Origin of the sequence: Synechococcus sp. A10-1-5-1 (assembly GCF_023115425.1) — a bacterium.
GTDB lineage: Bacteria > Cyanobacteriota > Cyanobacteriia > PCC-6307 > Cyanobiaceae > Vulcanococcus.
Window position 1 is genome coordinate 1,130,961 of record NZ_CP096032.1, and the last position, 16,430, is coordinate 1,147,390.

Sequence of the window (16,430 nt, forward strand, 5' to 3'; positions counted from 1 at the left end):
CGCCCCCATGGCTTCAGCACCGATCAGCCCGCAACGGATCACCGACGACCTCGATCGGCTGCTCGAGGTTCTCCCCGAGGCCGTACGAGAGGCTCTGGCCCCAACCGAGGCCCGCGACCAACTGCTCGAGGTCGTGCTGGATCTCGGCCGGGTCCCAGAGGCCCGCTACCCAGGCCGCGCCGTGCCGCTCGGGGAGGCCCCGATGGAGCGCAGCGACCTGGCCGCCGTTGTCGCACAACTCGGATCCTTTGGAGGCGACAACCGGGCTGGAATCGAGCGAACCCTGCACCGCATCAGCGCCATTCGCAACCGCACAGGCGACGTCGTTGGGCTGACCTGCCGGGTCGGGCGAGCGGTCTTCGGAACCGTGGCCATGGTCCGCGACCTGATGGATTCCGGTCAGTCCCTCCTGCTCATGGGGCGCCCCGGCGTCGGTAAGACGACCGCACTGCGCGAGATCGCCCGTGTTCTGGCCGATGAGCTGGACAAACGGGTCGTGGTGATCGACACCAGCAACGAAATCGCCGGTGATGGGGACATTCCTCACCCCGCCATCGGCCGGGCTCGCCGAATGCAGGTCACCCGGCCGGAGCTGCAGCACCAAGTGATGATCGAGGCGGTGGAAAACCACATGCCCGAGGTCATCGTCATCGATGAGATCGGAACTGAGCTGGAAGCCCAGGCGGCTCGAACCATTGCTGAGCGTGGCGTGATGTTGGTGGCGACCGCCCACGGCAACGAGCTGGCCAATCTGGTCAAGAACCCCACCCTCAGCGACCTGGTGGGAGGGATCGAATCGGTCACCCTTGGCGATGAGGAGGCTCGCCGGCGCCGAACCCAAAAGACGGTCCTGGAGAGAGCCGCAGAACCGACCTTCCCCCTGGCGGTGGAAATGCACAGCCGCGACCGCTGGCTGGTGCATCGCGATGTCGCCCGCACAGTGGATCTGCTGCTGCGCGGTCAGCTGCCGCGTCCCCAGGTCCGGCAGCTCGACGCCAAGGGGCAGTTGCTGCTCAGCGAACCACTGGCGCCCAGCGTCAGCCCCAGGCCGGTGCCGCTGCAGCGCGCGCAGGAATCTCCAAGGGCCACAGCCCAGCCGCCCCTGGCCCTGCGTCCCCTCCCTGACCCGGAAGCACCCGCCAAAACCGAACCAGCAGTCCAGGGACAAACCCAACCCCAACCGCTGCCCCTGCATCTGTTCAACGCAGGACTGAGCGAACCCTTGATTGAGCAGGCCATCCGCAGCCGGCGCCTCCCCGTGCAGCTGGTGGAGGAGGTGGAGGAAGCCGACGTGGTTCTCGCGGCCCGGCAACAGCTGGGCCACCGCCCTGAACTGCGCAGGCGCGCACAGGATGCCGGCCTGCCGATCCTTGTGATCAAGGCCGACACGTTGTCCCAAATTCAGCGCGGGCTCGAGAGGCTGCTGCACCGCCGCGAGGATCGTCCTGAAGACACCGCAGCCACGGAAAGGTCCAAAGGGGCCAGCCCCAGGAACGATGCCCTCGAAGCCCTTGAAGAATGCCGCCTGGCCGTTGAACAGGTCGTCCTCCCCCAAGGCCAGCCGGTGGAATTGCTGCCCCGAACAGAGGCCATCCGGAGGATGCAAGCGGAACTGGCGGCCCGCTACCAACTGACTTCAGCGGAGTTCGGCAGCGGCAGCCAGCAGCGCCTCAGGCTCTTCCCGCGCTGAGCCAGAGGGCCGAGATGGCCCAGCGAGATTGACGAAGGTCGACCCGTTGTGGGTAACTATCTGAGTGCTGATGACACCGCCAGTTCCTGGGGGTTCACACGCAGCGCGTTGGGCCGTCGCCAAGTGGTAAGGCAGCGGGTTTTGGTCCCGCCATTCCTAGGTTCGAATCCTAGCGGCCCAGTTTTTAAAGACCCAAGCCACTGCAAGGGCTTCGGAGTGTCATGAGCCTCCAACCGCTGCTGGTTTTTGATTTCGATGGCGTCCTTGTGGACGGAATGAGGGAGTACTGGTGGAGCGCCCGCCGGGCCGCGCTTTTTCTCTCACCCCAGTGCCAGCTTCCCGAGCTTGCGCCAGAGGCCTTCAGCGCGCTACGGCCGCTGATCCATAAGGGCTGGGAAATGGTTCTGGTGGCCCTCGAGCTCTCCAGGAGTGACCTCGATGTTGCCCACTACCTCAGCGACTACGACGACCACACGCAAAGCGCCCTCAACCGCTGGGGCTTCCCAGCGGAGCAGCTCCAAAGCGCCCTCGAGAACCTGCGCAGCGACGCCATCCAACAGGACACCCCTGCCTGGCGGGCCTTACACAGCCCCTATCCAGGCGTCCCTGAACGACTGCGCGCCCTCGAAGCCGAAGGCAGCCCCTGGCTGGTTCTCACCACCAAAGGCGGAGAGTTCGCGCGAGAACTGCTGACGGGCTACGGCCTCCAACCCCAGGCGGTCTATGGACATGAGCAAGGAACCAAGCCCGAGGTTCTGCTCCGCCTGAGGGAGCAAGGACGTCCCCTGTGGTTCGTCGAGGACCGGCGGGTCACCCTTGAAACGGTTCGCAGCACACCCGGACTGGAGGCGGTGCGCTGCTTTCTGGTCTCCTGGGGCTACCTGGGCCCCCTCGACCGGGAACGGCTTCCGGACGGGATCACACTGCTGGAACCCGAAGGCTTTGCCGAGCCCTTGGCGCACTGGCCCTGAGCCGCTAGGGTACGCCTGTACTACAAGTCAGGTTTCGCTCCGGTGAAACACCTGGCGCCTGGGGTGGCACTTCTTTCATTGAGGTCGCCCAGGATGGCTCCACCGAACTGGCCCACCCGCTGCGCGGCCGCTCCTACAACCCTTTCGCGATATGCCTGCCGACGACAAGAGCACCAGCGCCTCCAGCCCTGAGCGGGACAAGGCCCTTGGCCTGGTTCTGAACCAAATCGAGCGCAACTTTGGCAAGGGCTCGATCATGCGCCTGGGGGATGCCTCGCGCATGCGGATCGAGACCACCCCCACCGGCGCCCTGACCCTCGACCTCGCCCTGGGTGGTGGCTACCCGAAAGGACGGGTTGTGGAGGTCTACGGCCCTGAGAGCTCAGGCAAAACCACCCTCACCCTGCACGCCATTGCCGAAGTGCAGCGCCGCGGAGGCGTGGCCGCCTTCGTCGACGCCGAGCACGCCCTGGACCCGGTCTATGCCGCGGCCCTCGGAGTGGACATCGAGAACCTGCTGGTCTCCCAACCGGACACCGGTGAGATGGCCCTGGAGATCGTCGACCAACTGGTGCGCTCCGCCGCCGTTGACATCGTTGTGGTGGACTCGGTGGCCGCCCTCACCCCACGCTCTGAAATCGAGGGCGAGATGGGGGACCTCGCCGTTGGCAGCCAGGCCCGACTGATGAGCCAGGCGATGCGCAAGATCACCGGCAACATCGGCAAGTCCGGCTGCACCGTGATCTTCCTGAACCAGCTGCGCCAGAAAATTGGCGTGACCTACGGCAACCCCGAAACCACGACCGGTGGCAATGCCCTGAAGTTCTATGCCTCGGTGCGCCTTGACATCCGTCGCATCCAGACCCTGAAGCGCGGCACCGAAGAATTCGGCATCCGCGCCAAGGTGAAGGTGGCCAAAAACAAGGTGGCGCCCCCCTTCCGGATTGCGGAATTCGACATCCTCTTTGGCCGCGGGATCAGCACCGTGGGCTGCCTACTGGACCTCGCCGAAGAGCACGGCGTCGTTGTGCGCAAGGGTGCTTGGTACAGCTACGAGGGCGACAACATCGGCCAAGGGCGTGACAACACCATCACCTGGCTCGAGCAAAACAACACCGAGAAAGACGCCATCGAAGTGAAGGTGCGCCAAAAACTCAGTGAAACCACCGATTCGCTGAAGCCCGTTGCCACTGCGGCCGCCAAGCTGGCCGCCTCAGGAAGCGCCAGCAGCAGCAAAGAGCAGGCACTGCCAGCCGCCAGCTGAACACCAGCAGGCACAAAGAAAGCCCCCGGGTGGACCACCCGGGGGCTTCTTGCTGAGGACGGTTGAAAAACCGCCGAATCAGGAGACCTGAGCTTCAACCGCAGCTGGCTGAACAAGCGCGCGAAGGTTGGCGCTCAGGCGTTCGAGCTCTTGGATGGCTTCGGCACCCTCAAGCTTGACCAGCTCATGGCCGTTGCGGGACTCCACCCAGCTGATCCCGAAGTCCGACACCAGAAAACGCACCATGTGTTGATCGCCCAGGCTGGCGACAAAGGATGCACCCTGGCCATCAAGGCCATCACCGCAGACATAACAAGTGGCGGCGATGCCCTGGCGTTGAAGCCCTTCGGCAAGAGCATGAAGGCTCATCACCAAGTCTTCAACAACCGATCGGTACTGCTCTGCCAGACGAGCGAACATGACCGCCCAAAAGTGAAGATCCAATCGATCCTAATCTTTTCTTCAGATTTGAGGGAGTGAAAGCGTTCGCTCCCTCACAATTAGCCGTCCGCCAGCGTCCACCAGCCCAGGGCGGGGCCCAGAAAGCGCACGGTCAACCAAAACAACACCAACGCACCAATGCCAATCCAGGCACCGCGGGTGGTGACTGAGACGAACTGCTCACCTTGACGCTGGGTTAAGGGCAGCCAAGGGGCAATACGGGGCGAGGTGTCCTTGGCCTTCGGGGTCTTCTTCTCACGGGGGGGCAAACCCTGTTCCGAGCGACGCTTGGCCTCTCCCATTCCTGCTGTGCTGCGCGACGGAGCCAGGCTACGGGCAGTCCGCCACTAGGAGTTGGGGAGCAGACGATTCAGAGCGACCCAGGGCTCCAGCGCATCGAGCACCTGCCGCCCCCACCCCCGCCGCTTCAAACGCCCATCCAGCACAGCCAGACGCCCACCATTGCGGCGCAGACCAGCGATCGAGCGCTGCAAACGGCCGAGGGCGTCCGGCAGCAGCAGTTCCCTGAACCAATCGCGGCCCTGCAGCCGCAGCGCCGCGACCCGCGCCGCCGTCAGCGGGTCTTCCAGGCTGGAAATCGGCAGGGTGGCAGCCACCAACTGACCGGGCAAGGGCAACCGCTGTTGATGCTCCAGCCACCAGCTCCAACTGCAACAGATCACACCATTGGCCTCTGGGGCGGTGAGCTCATGGCCCACCCGACTGCCGAACTCAGCCGCTAAGGCACTGGTCAGACCGAGCCTCAGGCCCTCGTCATCGAGTAACACCACGGTCAGGCCGGCCTGCCCTAAGACCAACCGGCGGCACTGATCCAGCAGGTGACTGGGGTAGTGGGGGGCATTGGGCAGCGCCTGCCCCTGCGGAGCGAACAGGGGCAAAGGATCCAGCAGTGGCGGATCGGCAAGGCTGACCTCCACCTGGGGCTCAAAGCCAAGCCCTGAAGGAGCAGGCTGCGGCCAGGGACCAACCACCACTAGACCGCGGCCGCTGAAGAGCCCCGGCATCACCGTGCAGGGATCCAGTGGTTGGCGATGCAGGGTCCACTGCAACAGCGTTGGATTGACTGAGGCCCAACTGGTCCAACTCTCACCGGCGGTCTCAAGCCATTGGGGCCAGGGGTCGGGAAGGGGGGCCAGGACCCCCAGCAACTGCCGCAAGGGCGCCTCATCCTCAGGAGTGATGGGTACCCGCTGATGGGGACCGCAAGGACGGGCCAGCACCCGGCGGCTCAGCCGTTCGTGCAGTTGCAAGAGGCTGGCCGCCGCTGCCGGGAGGCTGCGGCGCAACTGCTCCCAGTGCCCGGTTTCAATCACCACGTCCAAGGCTTGCCGCAGCAGCGGTTGCAGCAGCTCCCCCTCCGGCACCACCAGCTGACGATCCTCCAGTTGACCGCTGCGCCAAGCCGCCACCAGGGCGTCGTGCTGCAGCAACCAGAGGGGCGCCGAATCAGGCGCCGTGGACCCTTCCCAACAGGGCAGGTTCAAGCCGACAGCCTGCAGTCGGGGCAACTCGACCCTCAGCAGGCGCTGCCGCAGGCCGGGGCTCACCACCAGGACCACAGGGTTGTTGTGCAGAGCCAAGGGGACCAGCAGGCCCAGTAACCAGCTGGGATCACTGCCCGGAGCCAGACGCACCAGGGTCTGATCCGAGCGGCGCAGGCTGCGGGCCACCAGCCGACTCAAGGTGAGGTGGTGGGGCCAGCGGGTTTCCCCCTCCTGACGAAGGAGCGCCTTGAGCTGTTGGTGGGCCTTGGCTTCCAACATCCGCGAATCGTAGGAAGCTGGGGCGAGACATCTGTTCAGCGATGGCAACCCACTGGCGAGAGCGACCCATCGGGATCGTCGGCCTGGGGTTGATCGGAGGATCACTAGGCCTGGATCTACAAGCCCAGGGGCTCGAGGTCCGGGCCTTGGTGCATCGCCAAAGCACCGCTGAGCGCGCCCGGGAACGCGGGCTGGCCCAGCAGATCGACACCAGCCCGGCCGTGCTCCAGGACTGCGCCCTGGTGATCCTGGCCTTACCGCTCGACCGCCTTTTGGATCCCGACCCCGCCCTGGTGGCGGCTCTGCCGGCGGACGCGGTCATCACGGATGTGGGATCGGTCAAACAGCCCATCCAGGAGTGCTGGGACAGACTTCACGGGCGTTTCGTGCCAAGCCATCCAATGGCGGGCACAGCCCACTCAGGCGTCGAAGCCGGTCTCACCGGGCTCTTCCAAGGGCGCCCCTGGGTCGCCACCCCAACAGCGCAGACCGATCCAGCCGCCCTGATGGCCATCCGAGAGCTCGCTGAAACCGCAGGAGCCCACTGGCTGGAATGCCCAGCCGCGGCCCATGACCAGGCCGTCGCCCTGATCTCTCACATGCCCGTCTTGGTCAGTGCCGCCCTGCTGCAGAGCGCCGATCAGGGGGGACGCGCGGCCCAGGCCGGCAACCTCGTGCGGGCCCTGGCCTCCAGTGGCTTTGCCGACACCAGCCGCATCGGCGGCGGCAATCCCGAATTGGGCACCTTGATGGCCCGCACCAACCGCGCCGCGGTCCTGGCGGCCCTGGAGCAGTACCAACGGCAACTGCAGCAGCTGCAGGCCCTGGTGGATGGGGAGGAGTGGGAGACCCTGAAGCAGCAGCTGACCCACTGCCACACCCTGCGGCCTGAATTTCTCTAGGCCTTGAGATCCAAAGAGCGCCCCTGGCTCTGCAGCAGCTGCCGGCAAGCCATCAAGGCCGAGAGGCTCACCCCTGCAGTGCCCTCACCGGGATAGATCGCATCCCCACAAAGCCACAGTCCGCTCAGGGGACTGCGGCTGGCCAGACCGAAGGGGCCAAAACGACTGGGGTGCTGCCCCAAGCCACCGACAAAGCCAAAGGGGCGGCCAGTCCAGCCGGCAAAGCCCCGCGGTGTGGCCAGCTCAGCGTGGCGATAGTCCTCGGGCTTCAGGCCGAAGAAAGCCTCAAGCGCCGCCTGAATTCCCGCCATCGCCTGCTGCTTCTGGCGCTGATACTCCGGCTCAGGCAAGCCAAACCAGGGCTTGGCGGGAGTGAAGACGCTGGCGATCAAGGTCGCCTGGCCCGCCGGGGCCCGTCCATCGCCCTCGGCGCTGAAGGAGAGAAAAACACTGCCAGGGTCCTGCCAATCCAGCTGGGCATGCAGACCAAGATCTGGCGGCAGCCGATCGCGATCCACCGCGGCATAAAGCACCAAGGCCCCAGAGGGATCCGGGAAGCTGGCAATGCGCCGGCCGTAGGCCGCAGGCAGGGCCTCCCCCAACAACTGGGGCAGCACTTGGGGCGGCAGCGTGCACACCACATCGGCCGCCTCGAGTGCAAAGGGCTTCTGACCAGGCCCCTCGCCGTGAAGCTGCCAGCCGCTGGCACCAGGGCGCAGCTGGCTGACGCGGTGGCGTAAGCGCAGGCTCCCCCCGTTGGCCTCCAGCACCTGCTCAAGCGCCAAGCAGAGCTGCTGCATCGAACCGTGGAGATGCCAAAGCCCCAGCGGGTCCTGGGCCATCGCCAACACCGTGGCCCCGTAGAGAGCCGCCGTGCGATCAGCAGGCTCTTGGGAATAGAGGCGTAGCTGGAGATCGAGGAAGCGGCGCAGGCGCGCATTCCCCCCGCAACCGCTGAGGACCAAAAGGTCCGCCACCGTGGCGGTCGTGAAAAGTCCGCTGGCCAGGGTGCCGGCCCCCACAGCACCCAGCAGCTGGCGCAGATCCCAGAGGGTCCGAGGCGGCAGCACCGGATCTTTGGCCGCGAAGGCCCAATTGCTGCTGTGCAGCAAGGCGCAGAGGGACCAAAAGCGTTCGCTTCCAGGAAACTGGCGTTGGCGCTCCAGACGCCAACGCTCAGGATCCCGCCAGAGCCGAACCGGGTCTTCAGCGGCGCTGAGCTGGACGCTGCAGCCGGGATTCAGGGGTGTGGCCTTGGGGAGCGGGACCCCGAAATGGGCCATCAGGCGCTGATGGATGCCCCCCGGCTCAAAGCCCGCCACCTGGGTCGCGCCCACATCAAAGACATAGGGACCGCGGCGAAAGGTGCCTGCACAGCCGCCCGTCTGACTGTGGGCTTCCAGCAACTCCACCTGGAGGCCCTCGGCAGCCAGCAGAGCGGCGGCGGTCAGGCCCGCGATGCCCCCCCCGACCACTGCGACATCACAGGATTTGCCCATCGCGGCATGCTGGCAGCGCCCCTACCTCCACCGCGTCGTGCCCAGCCCGCAGGCCTTCTCCGACTGGATCGAGGCCACAACGGGAGTGGGACTACTGGAGCGCTCGCCGGTGGGTGGTGGCTGCATCCACAGCGCCTGGCGTCTGACCCTGGCCGATGGGCGAGAGCTCTTCGCCAAAACCAACCGGGCCGCGCTGCTGCCAGTACTGGACGCCGAGGCCCAGGGCCTGGAGGCCCTAAGCAGCGCCATCAAGCAGGGTGAATCAGGGCTCTTGGCTCCGCAACCCTGCGGCCTGGGCCTGGCCGGAACGGAGGCCGTTCTGCTGCTGAATTGGCTGCAACTTGGTCATCCGGCCGATCAAACCGGTGCCTGGGGGGCCCTGGGTGCGGGCCTGGCCCGGATGCACCGCGGCAGCCTGCAGGGCCATGACGGACGCTTCGGCTGGGAGCGCGATAACTTCATCGGCTCTGGTCCCCAGACCAACCGCTGGGGGGAGAGCTGGGGACGCTTTTTCGCCGAGCAGCGGCTGGGAGCCCAGCTGCGCTGGGCGGCAGCCTCGGGCAAGACGCTCCATGGAGCAGAGGAGCTGCTGGAGCGGGTCCCGCTCTGGCTGGCGGAGCACCACGCTGAGCCGGCCCTGGTCCACGGCGACCTCTGGAGCGGCAATGCCGCCCTGCTCCAGGACGGTCGGGGCAGCATCTTTGACCCCGCCGTCTACCGCGGAGACCGGGAGGTGGATCTAGCCATGGCCCGGCTTTTCGGCGGATTCCCCCGCAGCTTTTTCGCGGGCTACGAACAAGAATGGCCCCTAGAGAAGGGCCACCAGCAGCGGGTCGAGCTCTACAACCTGTATCACCTGCTCAACCACGCCAATCTCTTTGGCGGTGGCTATTGGCAGCAAAGTGCCGCCAGCATCACCGCGCTGCTGCGCGAGTGGCACTAACGGCAGCGATTGGTCAGCTGCTGAATTCAGCCGAGGTATTCCTTGCGCAGACCCTGCACCTTGTTGATCACGGCAGTGCGCTTGTCACTGGTGGTCAGGTTCTTCCAGCTCCACTGACCGACCACCACCAGACCCAGCAGTTCCAGCAGACCAGGAACAACCGGCAGAAGGTTGATGGTGTCGAGAACGCCCTTGATCAGCACCTGGGCAACGATGACGATCACCAGAACGCCGACACCCTTGCCGATGCGGCCCATCTGGTTCCAGTCCACCTTGTCGAGGGTCTCGTTGACCTTGCTCAGGACCTCGGTGTAGCGCTCGGTGAAGTTGGCGCCGGCCTCTTCTGCAGCGGGGGTGGCCGATTCCTTCAGATCGTTGCTGTCGTCGGTCATCAGGATGGGCTTGGATTAAAAACCTCGACACAAGGTATCCGGGTGACTGCCCAAGCGCCAGACCAGTTGCGCGTCGATGGTCATTGCCTGATCGTTTTGGAGCGCACCCTGCAAGCGGCCTGCCCCGAGGAGGGATGCGCTCTGTTGCTGGGCCAAACCAATGGCACAACCTTGGAGCTGCATCGGGTTTGGCCCTGTTGCAACAGCTGGGAGCCCGCCCAGGAACGGGATCACCGCTTCAAGCTCGACCCGAGGGAGCAGCTGCTGGCGCAACGCTGGGCGAGGGAGAAAGGACTGCAGGTGATCGGTGCCGCCCACAGCCACCCCACCAGTCCCGCCATCCCGTCGGCCACCGACCTGGAGCTTTGTTTCGGACCCACGTTGATGCTCATTCGCTCGGGCCTGGAGCAGAACCCTTGGCGGGCCTGGTGGATCTCAGGGGAGGAGGGTCCGAGCGAACCACGCGAATTGCCTTTACGGCAGGGGCTGGCCGCAGGGGACCAGCGTTTGGGAAAGTAGTGAGCTGGAAAGCGATCGGCACTCCATGCTTCCCCTTGACACCACCGGCATCGAGCTGAGCCCCGATGAGGTGGCCCGTTTTGCGCGCCACCTGATCCTGCCGGAAGTGGGCATGGAGGGCCAAAAGCGGCTCAAAGCCTCTTCCGTCCTCTGCGTTGGCACCGGCGGCCTGGGCTCACCACTCCTTCTGTATCTGGCCGCAGCCGGCGTTGGCCGCATCGGCATCGTCGACTTCGACGTCGTGGATCACTCCAACCTGCAGCGCCAGGTGATCCATGGCACCAGCTGGGTGGGCAAGCCCAAGATCGAATCGGCCAAAGCGCGGATTCTCGAGATCAACCCCCACTGCCAGGTGGATCTCTATGAGACGGCCCTCAGCAGCGAGAACGCCCTGGACATCGTTCGCCCCTACGACATCGTCTGCGACGGGACCGACAACTTCCCCACCCGCTACCTGGTGAACGACGCCTGTGTGCTGCTGGGCAAGCCCAATGTCTACGGCTCGATCTTCCGCTTTGAAGGCCAGGCCACGGTGTTCAACCTGGATAGCGAGAGCCCCAATTACCGCGACCTCTTCCCCGAGCCCCCGCCGCCGGGCATGGTCCCCTCCTGCGCTGAAGGGGGCGTGGTGGGCGTTCTGCCCGGAATCATCGGCGTGATTCAAGCCACCGAAGCGGTGAAGATCATCACTGGCATTGGCACCACCCTCAGCGGCCGGCTGCTGCTCTTTGATGCCCTCGGCATGAAGTTCCGGGAGCTCAAGCTGCGCCCCACCCCGGAGCGTCCGGTGATCGAAAAGCTGATCGACTACCAGGAGTTCTGTGGTGTGGGCGGCACCGCCCCTGGCCAAGAGGAAGCCGGTTCCGTCGAGAGCATCAGCGTCAGCGAGCTCAAGACCCTGCTCGATGGGGACACCTCCTCGATGGTGCTGATCGACGTTCGCAATCCCCCCGAAGCCGAGATTGCCGTCATTCCTGGCGCCCAGCTCATTCCCCTCGATCAAATCGAAAACGGAACCGCGATTGATCGCATTAAGGAGCTCACCAGAGGCAAGCAGCTCTATGCCCACTGCAAGCTGGGCGGCCGCAGTGCCAAGGCCCTGATCGCACTGAAGCGCCATGGCGTCGAGGGCATCAACGTGGCCGGCGGCATTGATGCCTGGAGCCAAGAGGTGGACAGCTCCGTCCCCCGCTACTAACCACAGGACCTGAGCCCGGGGCAACCCGGGCTTTTTTCATGGTCCGCGATCAGTAATCGACGCCGCGCTTGAGGTCCACGCCCCGCTCGGCGTAGTGCTTGTGGCAGACCATCTCGGAGTGAACGCTCGCCAAATCGAAGTAGGCCGGTGGGTGCTTGCAGCGCCCGGTCAGGATCACCTCGGTTTCGGCCGGCTTGCGCAGCAGGGTCTGCACGATCGGCTCGACCGGAATCAACTCGAGATCAACGGTGGGATTGATCTCATCGAGGATCACCGTTTTGTAGAGGCCGCTGGAGATCGCCGCGCGGGCGATTTCCCAAGCCCGCTCCGCTTCGACGTAATCAATCGGCTGCTGCTGGCCGCGCCAGACGATGGCATCACGGCCGGAGCGCAGGTGATCCACCAGATGGGGGTAGCTCTCGCGCAGGGCCGCAATGGCCGCGTCCTCGGTGTAGCCGTTACCGCCCTTGAGCCACTGCAGGATTAAGACCCGATGGCTCTTGTCTTGGGAGATGCCGCGGCCAATGGCCTGCAGCGCCTTGCCCAGGGCACTGGTGGATTTGCCTTTGCCTTCGCCGGTGTAGACCTCGACCCCCTCCAGGCCGGCCAGAACGGGCTCACCGGTTTGCTCCTCGAGCTCCGGGGTGTCGGGGCGGCGGTGGGCGCGCATCTCCGAATGGAGATCAGCGATCTGCACCAGGGGACGCGGGGCGCCGCGGCCGGTGACGATCACCTCCATGCCCGCGGGCTTGGCTGAGAGGGTACGGACCACCTCCTCGGTGTCCAGCAGACCGAGGTCCAGCACGGGGTTGAGCTCATCGAGCACCACCACCGAATAGAGCTCGCTGGCGATCGCCCCCTTGGCGATGGTCCAGCCCCGCTGGGCCTCCTGGAGATCGACGCGGGTGACCTCATCCACGCCAAAGAATTCCCCGCGGCCGGTGCGGACCTGATCGATCAGGTGAGGGAAACCCTGCTGCAGGGCTTCGATTGCCGCGTCTTCGTCATAGGAGCGGCCGGGCCCCTTCAAAAAGCGGAGCAACAAAACCCGGGTTTGCTTCTGCTCGCAGATGCCCAGGCCGATGGTGCGCAGGACCACGCCCAGGGCCGCCTGACTTTTGCCCTTCCCTTCGCCGTCATAAACGTGCACTTGGCCGCGGCTGCGCTCGCTTCCATCGGCGGCGGTCCGAATCCCAATGCCGCGCCCGGTGCTGCGGGTGGAGCTGGCAGAGGTTGCCTGCGGAGCCATCGACGCGCCTCTTACCGTTGGATCCTAACGAGAGTGATTTGAAGCCAGGGCACCCCATCGTTGAACGACTGGAGCCTTCCTTAGCGGAGGCCCTGGAGGCTCTGCGGCAGCGAATCGGATCGCTCCCAGCGGCCATCGTGGCCTACTCCGGCGGAGTCGACAGCGCCTTGGTGGCCGCCATCGCAGCTGAACAACTGGGGGATCGCGCCCTGGCGGTCACCGGCATCTCACCGGCCCTCGCTCCCCATCTACGCGCAGAAGCGCAGCAGCAGGCGACCTGGATGGGCATCCAGCAGCAGGAGCTCCCCACCGCTGAACTCAGCGATCCCGCCTACAGCAGCAACCCCGACAACCGCTGCTACGCCTGCAAGCGCGAACTCCACAGCGTGATTGCTGATTTGGTGGGGCAACTCAGCGAACCCTGGCGCTCCTCCACCGTTCTCGATGGCGTCAACCGCGATGACCTCGGCGACCATCGCCCTGGCATCGAAGCGGCCCGCGAACGGGGGGTCTGCTCGCCGCTGGCCGAACTTCAGATCGACAAGGCGGGGGTGCGTGCCCTCTCGCGGGCGCTGGGCTTTCCCTGGTGGGACAAGCCAGCCCAGCCCTGCCTGGCCTCGCGCTTCCCCTACGGCGAAGGCATCAACGCCGAGCGGCTCCAGCGGGTGGGCGCCGCCGAAGCCTGGCTACGGGAGCGGGGATTTCAGGAGCTGCGGGTGCGCAGCCAAGGGGAAACCGCCCGCATCGAAGTGCCCCCTTCAGCCCTGCAACGCCTGGTGGCAGAACCCACCCGCGGCGCCGTCGTCGAGGCCCTACTGGCCCTGGGGTTTAGCGCCGTCAGCCTGGATCTCGAGGGCTTAGTCAGCGGAAAGCTCAATCGGGCCCTCAAGCGCTGAGCAACTGATCAATCAGATCCGCCTTGCGCAGGCGACTGACGCCGGAGAGCCCGCGGGCGCGGGCGAGCTGCTGCAGCTGCACCACCGTTTGCCCCTCCAACTCTCCACGGGGAGACGGGGGGCGATGGGCCCTCAACGGCTCTTCCGGAGCCGCGATGGCTTGATCCGCTGCAGCGGGGACCCGGGAGGCCAGAGCCAACAGCGCCAGGCTGCCGCCGGTCAGTAGGGCCGCCTCAACCGCAAAGGTGATCTCCTGCATGGGGGAGAGATCGAGATTGGCGGCATTACAACCAATCACCCCCGGGCGCGCCACCAATGCGTAGGCACAAAAAAGCCCTCCACTGCGGGAGGGCTCAGGGTCCAGTCGCGATCAGGCCGCCACGAGATCGGGGTCCCGCTCGGCATCAGCCACAGCTACGGGGGTTTCGCGGCGGAAGCTCTTGAGCTTGTAGTTACCAGCGTTGAGCTCTTCGCTCAACACAATGCAGGCCCGCTCCGGCATGGTGTGATCACCACAGGTGAACACATCCACGGCGGCGTAGCCCGATTCAGGCCACGTGTGGATCGAGATATGGGATTCGGCCAGAAGGGCCAGCCCCGTCACACCCTGAGGTTGGAAGTGGTGGGTGATCAGATTGAGCAGGGTCGCGCCAGCACGCTTCGCAGCGATGGTGAGGGCGTTCCTGATGAAAGCTTCGTCGTCGAGCTTGTCTGCGTCGCAGTTGTACAGCTCGAGAATGCAGTGTTTACCCACCATGTCGGTGGCACTGGGTGCTTGGGGGCTAGCGGAGAACGTCTCAGCTCCAGTCCATCCCGGGTTGGGGTGGAGACAGGCTGCTTGGCTCATCAACGTGAGGCAAAGAGTTCAAGACTTTACTGGCCAGGGAGCAGCGCTCCTGCCTCAACCGTGACCACCTGAGAACCCTGGTGCCATCCGCCGTTGAAGGCACCCAGGTGGGTTGCGCTCACGAGGCACTGATGGCCCTCGCCGACCGCCTCCAGCAGCAGCTGTTGCCGTCCGGGATCCAGCTCCGCCAGGACGTCATCGAGCAGCAGCAACGGGGGCTCGCCCCAGAGTTGATGCACCAGCTCGAGCTCAGCCATCTTCAAGGCCAGCACCAAGGTGCGCTGCTGTCCCGCTGATCCATAGCGTCTGGCGGGCTGGCCCCCAAGTTCCATCGCCACCTCATCGCGATGGGGACCGACGCTGCACTGGCCCAGTCGCAGCTCCTGGGGACGCTGCTGAAGCAACTGCTCAGCCAAGGCGTCCCGCCAGGGCGCCTCCGCCTCCTCCCCCTCGAGCTGACTGCCGGGGCGATACCGCAACCCCAAGAGCTCACGGCCATCGCTGAGGCGGTGCTGCCAAGCCTGGGCCAGGGGCTCCAAACGCCGCAGGGCCCGCAGCCGCCGGCGGTGTAACCGCGTTCCGATCAAGGCCATCTGCTGATCAAACGCATCCAGCAGCCCATCGAGCTGCGACTGGGGGAACCCTCGACGCAGCAGCTGGGAGCGCTGACGCAGAAGCCGGCCATAGCGGCTGAGCAACTCGGCATAGACCGGCTCCAGCTGCAGCACCACCCGATCGAGCCACTGCCGTCGCAGGGCCGGTTCACCTCGAACCAGCTCCAGGTCCAAGGCGCTGAAGCCCACGCAGCGCAAGGGGCCGATCAACTCGTGCTGACGCTCCAGCACCTTTCCGTTTCGCCGGGCCTGTCGTCCCCCCTGGCGGCGCAGTTCCAACTCCAAGCGATCTCCGCCTGTGCAGTCGGCAGCAATCAAGCCCTGACGCTCCCCCTGGCGAATCAAATCCCGGTCGCTGCTGCAGCGGTGGGAGCGGAGACTCCCGAGCAGCTCCACCGCTTCCAGCAGGTTGGATTTGCCCTCGCCATTGCGACCAATCACCAGCAACCGCGGAGCCTCGAGGGTCAGGCTCAGCTCTCCGTAATTACGGAACTGACGCAGCTCCAGGCGATGCAGCCGAATGGGTTTCTGGGGCCGTCTGACCAGTAAGGTAAGGCGGTGACGGCGGTCTGCTGCCTGCACACGACCCATCTGAGCAACTGAACTTGCTCAGGGCGTATGGGCATGTAGCTCAGTTGGATAGAGCATCAGATTCCGGTTCTGAGGGTCGGGGGTTCGAGTCCCTCCATGCTCGTGAACAGGTCCAGACCAGTCACCGACACCACCCCGCTGCGGCGGGGTTTTTTGTTGCCCTAGAGGCGCAGACCCATGGCCCGAATGCCACCGGGGTCCACGACAAATCCGTTTCGCTTCAGCGCGTCGAGGGCCACGCTGGGGGCCGCCACCGAAATACTGCAACCGGGCAATTCGCGGCGCAGCCGGGCCATCGCGGCATGGACGATCACCAGCAACACCTGGGCCTGCGCAGGGTCAACCGGATCGGCTGAGAGATCCCAAAGATTGGCGTTGAGGGCGAGGTCGCTCGTGGCTCGCACAAAACCCACCAACACACCACTGGGATTGCGCACGCTGAACTGCCAGTTGCTGCGGGCCAGGGCTTGCTCCAGCCGCTCGTCCAACCGCTGGGGGTCCCCGCACTGAACCAGGAGACGGTTCAGCTCCCCCCCGCTTGGGGTCTGCTGCCCATCAAGGATGTAACCCTCGGGCAAAACCGGAGGCTGGGGCTGTGAGCGAAAGGGGATCAAAAGCGAGTCGAGCACC

At 65.4% G+C, this 16,430-nt stretch carries 18 protein-coding genes and 2 tRNA genes; 10 read left to right on the forward strand and 10 right to left on the reverse strand.

The features are described 5' to 3' along the window. Positions 1-7 precede the first annotated feature (7 nt). The 4 genes from MY494_RS06220 (at position 8) to recA (ending at position 3,925) form a co-directional block, all read left to right on the forward strand. Positions 8-1,690 carry an AAA family ATPase gene (locus MY494_RS06220; RefSeq protein WP_247911834.1) on the forward strand — a complete coding sequence of 561 codons (1,683 nt, stop codon included), beginning with the start codon at positions 8-10 and terminating at the stop codon, positions 1,688-1,690. A 109-nt stretch (positions 1,691-1,799) separates the two neighbouring features. Continuing rightward, positions 1,800-1,871, forward strand: a tRNA-Gln gene (locus MY494_RS06225). Between the two features lie 40 nt (positions 1,872-1,911). Then, positions 1,912-2,661 carry an HAD family hydrolase gene (locus tag MY494_RS06230; protein WP_247911835.1) on the forward strand — a complete coding sequence of 250 codons (750 nt, stop codon included), beginning with the start codon at positions 1,912-1,914 and terminating at the stop codon, positions 2,659-2,661. 151 nt (positions 2,662-2,812) lie between these two features. Beyond that, entirely contained in the window at positions 2,813-3,925 is a 1,113-nt protein-coding gene (gene recA / locus MY494_RS06235; protein WP_247911836.1) for a recombinase RecA, read from the forward strand. 78 nt (positions 3,926-4,003) lie between these two features. On the opposite strand, the gene MY494_RS06240 is transcribed toward recA, so the two are convergent. From MY494_RS06240 to MY494_RS06250, 3 genes are all read right to left on the reverse strand, one after another. Further along, positions 4,004-4,345 carry a DUF1815 family protein gene (locus MY494_RS06240; protein WP_247911837.1) on the reverse strand — a complete coding sequence of 114 codons (342 nt, stop codon included), beginning with the start codon at positions 4,343-4,345 and terminating at the stop codon, positions 4,004-4,006. 80 nt (positions 4,346-4,425) lie between these two features. Next, complete coding sequence (locus MY494_RS06245) at positions 4,426-4,668, reverse strand: DUF2839 domain-containing protein (RefSeq protein ID WP_247911838.1); 243 nt, start codon at positions 4,666-4,668, stop codon at positions 4,426-4,428. A 45-nt stretch (positions 4,669-4,713) separates the two neighbouring features. Continuing rightward, the gene (locus MY494_RS06250) at positions 4,714-6,150 is read right to left on the reverse strand and encodes a helicase (RefSeq protein ID WP_247911839.1); all 1,437 of its coding nucleotides are present in this window, start codon (positions 6,148-6,150) and stop codon (positions 4,714-4,716) included. 41 nt (positions 6,151-6,191) lie between these two features. Between MY494_RS06250 and MY494_RS06255 the strand changes: the two genes are divergently transcribed. Further along, positions 6,192-7,052: a prephenate/arogenate dehydrogenase gene (locus MY494_RS06255; protein ID WP_247911840.1), complete on the forward strand. Its 861-nt coding sequence runs from the start codon at positions 6,192-6,194 to the stop codon at positions 7,050-7,052. Here the strand turns inward: MY494_RS06255 and crtD are convergent. Continuing rightward, a complete protein-coding gene (crtD, locus tag MY494_RS06260; protein ID WP_247911841.1) occupies positions 7,049-8,551 on the reverse strand; it encodes a C-3',4' desaturase CrtD in 1,503 nt (500 codons plus the stop codon). The two genes, MY494_RS06255 and crtD, sit on opposite strands and share 4 nt — an antisense overlap. Before the next feature lie 37 nt (positions 8,552-8,588). Between crtD and MY494_RS06265 the strand changes: the two genes are divergently transcribed. Beyond that, on the forward strand, positions 8,589-9,494 hold the full coding sequence (locus MY494_RS06265) for a fructosamine kinase family protein (RefSeq protein WP_247911842.1): 906 nt from the start codon (positions 8,589-8,591) through the stop codon (positions 9,492-9,494). A 26-nt stretch (positions 9,495-9,520) separates the two neighbouring features. Here the strand turns inward: MY494_RS06265 and MY494_RS06270 are convergent, their stop codons facing one another. Then, the gene (locus MY494_RS06270; RefSeq protein WP_010314878.1) at positions 9,521-9,886 is read right to left on the reverse strand and encodes a CAAD domain-containing protein; all 366 of its coding nucleotides are present in this window, start codon (positions 9,884-9,886) and stop codon (positions 9,521-9,523) included. A gap of 42 nt (positions 9,887-9,928) precedes the next feature. Between MY494_RS06270 and MY494_RS06275 the strand changes: the two genes are divergently transcribed. Together MY494_RS06275 and moeB are read left to right on the forward strand one after the other, a co-directional pair. After that, positions 9,929-10,405 (forward strand): M67 family metallopeptidase, encoded by a 477-nt coding sequence (locus tag MY494_RS06275; protein WP_247911843.1) that lies wholly within the window; start codon positions 9,929-9,931, stop codon positions 10,403-10,405. Between the two features lie 25 nt (positions 10,406-10,430). Then, positions 10,431-11,603: a molybdopterin-synthase adenylyltransferase MoeB gene (moeB, locus tag MY494_RS06280; protein ID WP_247911844.1), complete on the forward strand. Its 1,173-nt coding sequence runs from the start codon at positions 10,431-10,433 to the stop codon at positions 11,601-11,603. A gap of 49 nt (positions 11,604-11,652) precedes the next feature. Here moeB and MY494_RS06285 read toward each other — a convergent pair whose 3' ends face one another. After that, complete coding sequence (locus tag MY494_RS06285) at positions 11,653-12,852, reverse strand: cob(I)yrinic acid a,c-diamide adenosyltransferase (protein ID WP_247911845.1); 1,200 nt, start codon at positions 12,850-12,852, stop codon at positions 11,653-11,655. 17 nt (positions 12,853-12,869) lie between these two features. Between MY494_RS06285 and larE the strand changes: the two genes are divergently transcribed. Beyond that, positions 12,870-13,748 (forward strand): ATP-dependent sacrificial sulfur transferase LarE, encoded by an 879-nt coding sequence (gene larE, locus MY494_RS06290; protein WP_371820698.1) that lies wholly within the window; start codon positions 12,870-12,872, stop codon positions 13,746-13,748. Here larE and MY494_RS06295 read toward each other — a convergent pair. From MY494_RS06295 to recF, 3 genes are read right to left on the reverse strand one after another with little or no spacing between them, the layout of a single operon-like run. Beyond that, positions 13,738-14,061, reverse strand: coding sequence for a Rho termination factor N-terminal domain-containing protein (locus MY494_RS06295; protein WP_247911846.1), 324 nt, complete (start codon positions 14,059-14,061; stop codon positions 13,738-13,740). The two genes, larE and MY494_RS06295, sit on opposite strands and share 11 nt — an antisense overlap. Before the next feature lie 57 nt (positions 14,062-14,118). After that, the gene (speD, locus tag MY494_RS06300) at positions 14,119-14,595 is read right to left on the reverse strand and encodes an adenosylmethionine decarboxylase (protein WP_247911847.1); all 477 of its coding nucleotides are present in this window, start codon (positions 14,593-14,595) and stop codon (positions 14,119-14,121) included. Positions 14,596-14,621: 26 nt separating this feature from the next. Continuing rightward, positions 14,622-15,710: a DNA replication/repair protein RecF gene (gene recF, locus MY494_RS06305; RefSeq protein ID WP_247911977.1), complete on the reverse strand. Its 1,089-nt coding sequence runs from the start codon at positions 15,708-15,710 to the stop codon at positions 14,622-14,624. Between the two features lie 119 nt (positions 15,711-15,829). On the opposite strand from recF, the gene MY494_RS06310 reads away from it, so the two are divergent. Beyond that, positions 15,830-15,903: transfer RNA gene (locus MY494_RS06310), tRNA-Arg, on the forward strand. A 58-nt stretch (positions 15,904-15,961) separates the two neighbouring features. Here MY494_RS06310 and MY494_RS06315 read toward each other — a convergent pair. After that, on the reverse strand, positions 15,962-16,429 hold the full coding sequence (locus MY494_RS06315) for an N-acetyltransferase (protein WP_247911848.1): 468 nt from the start codon (positions 16,427-16,429) through the stop codon (positions 15,962-15,964). Position 16,430: the final 1 nt, after the last annotated feature.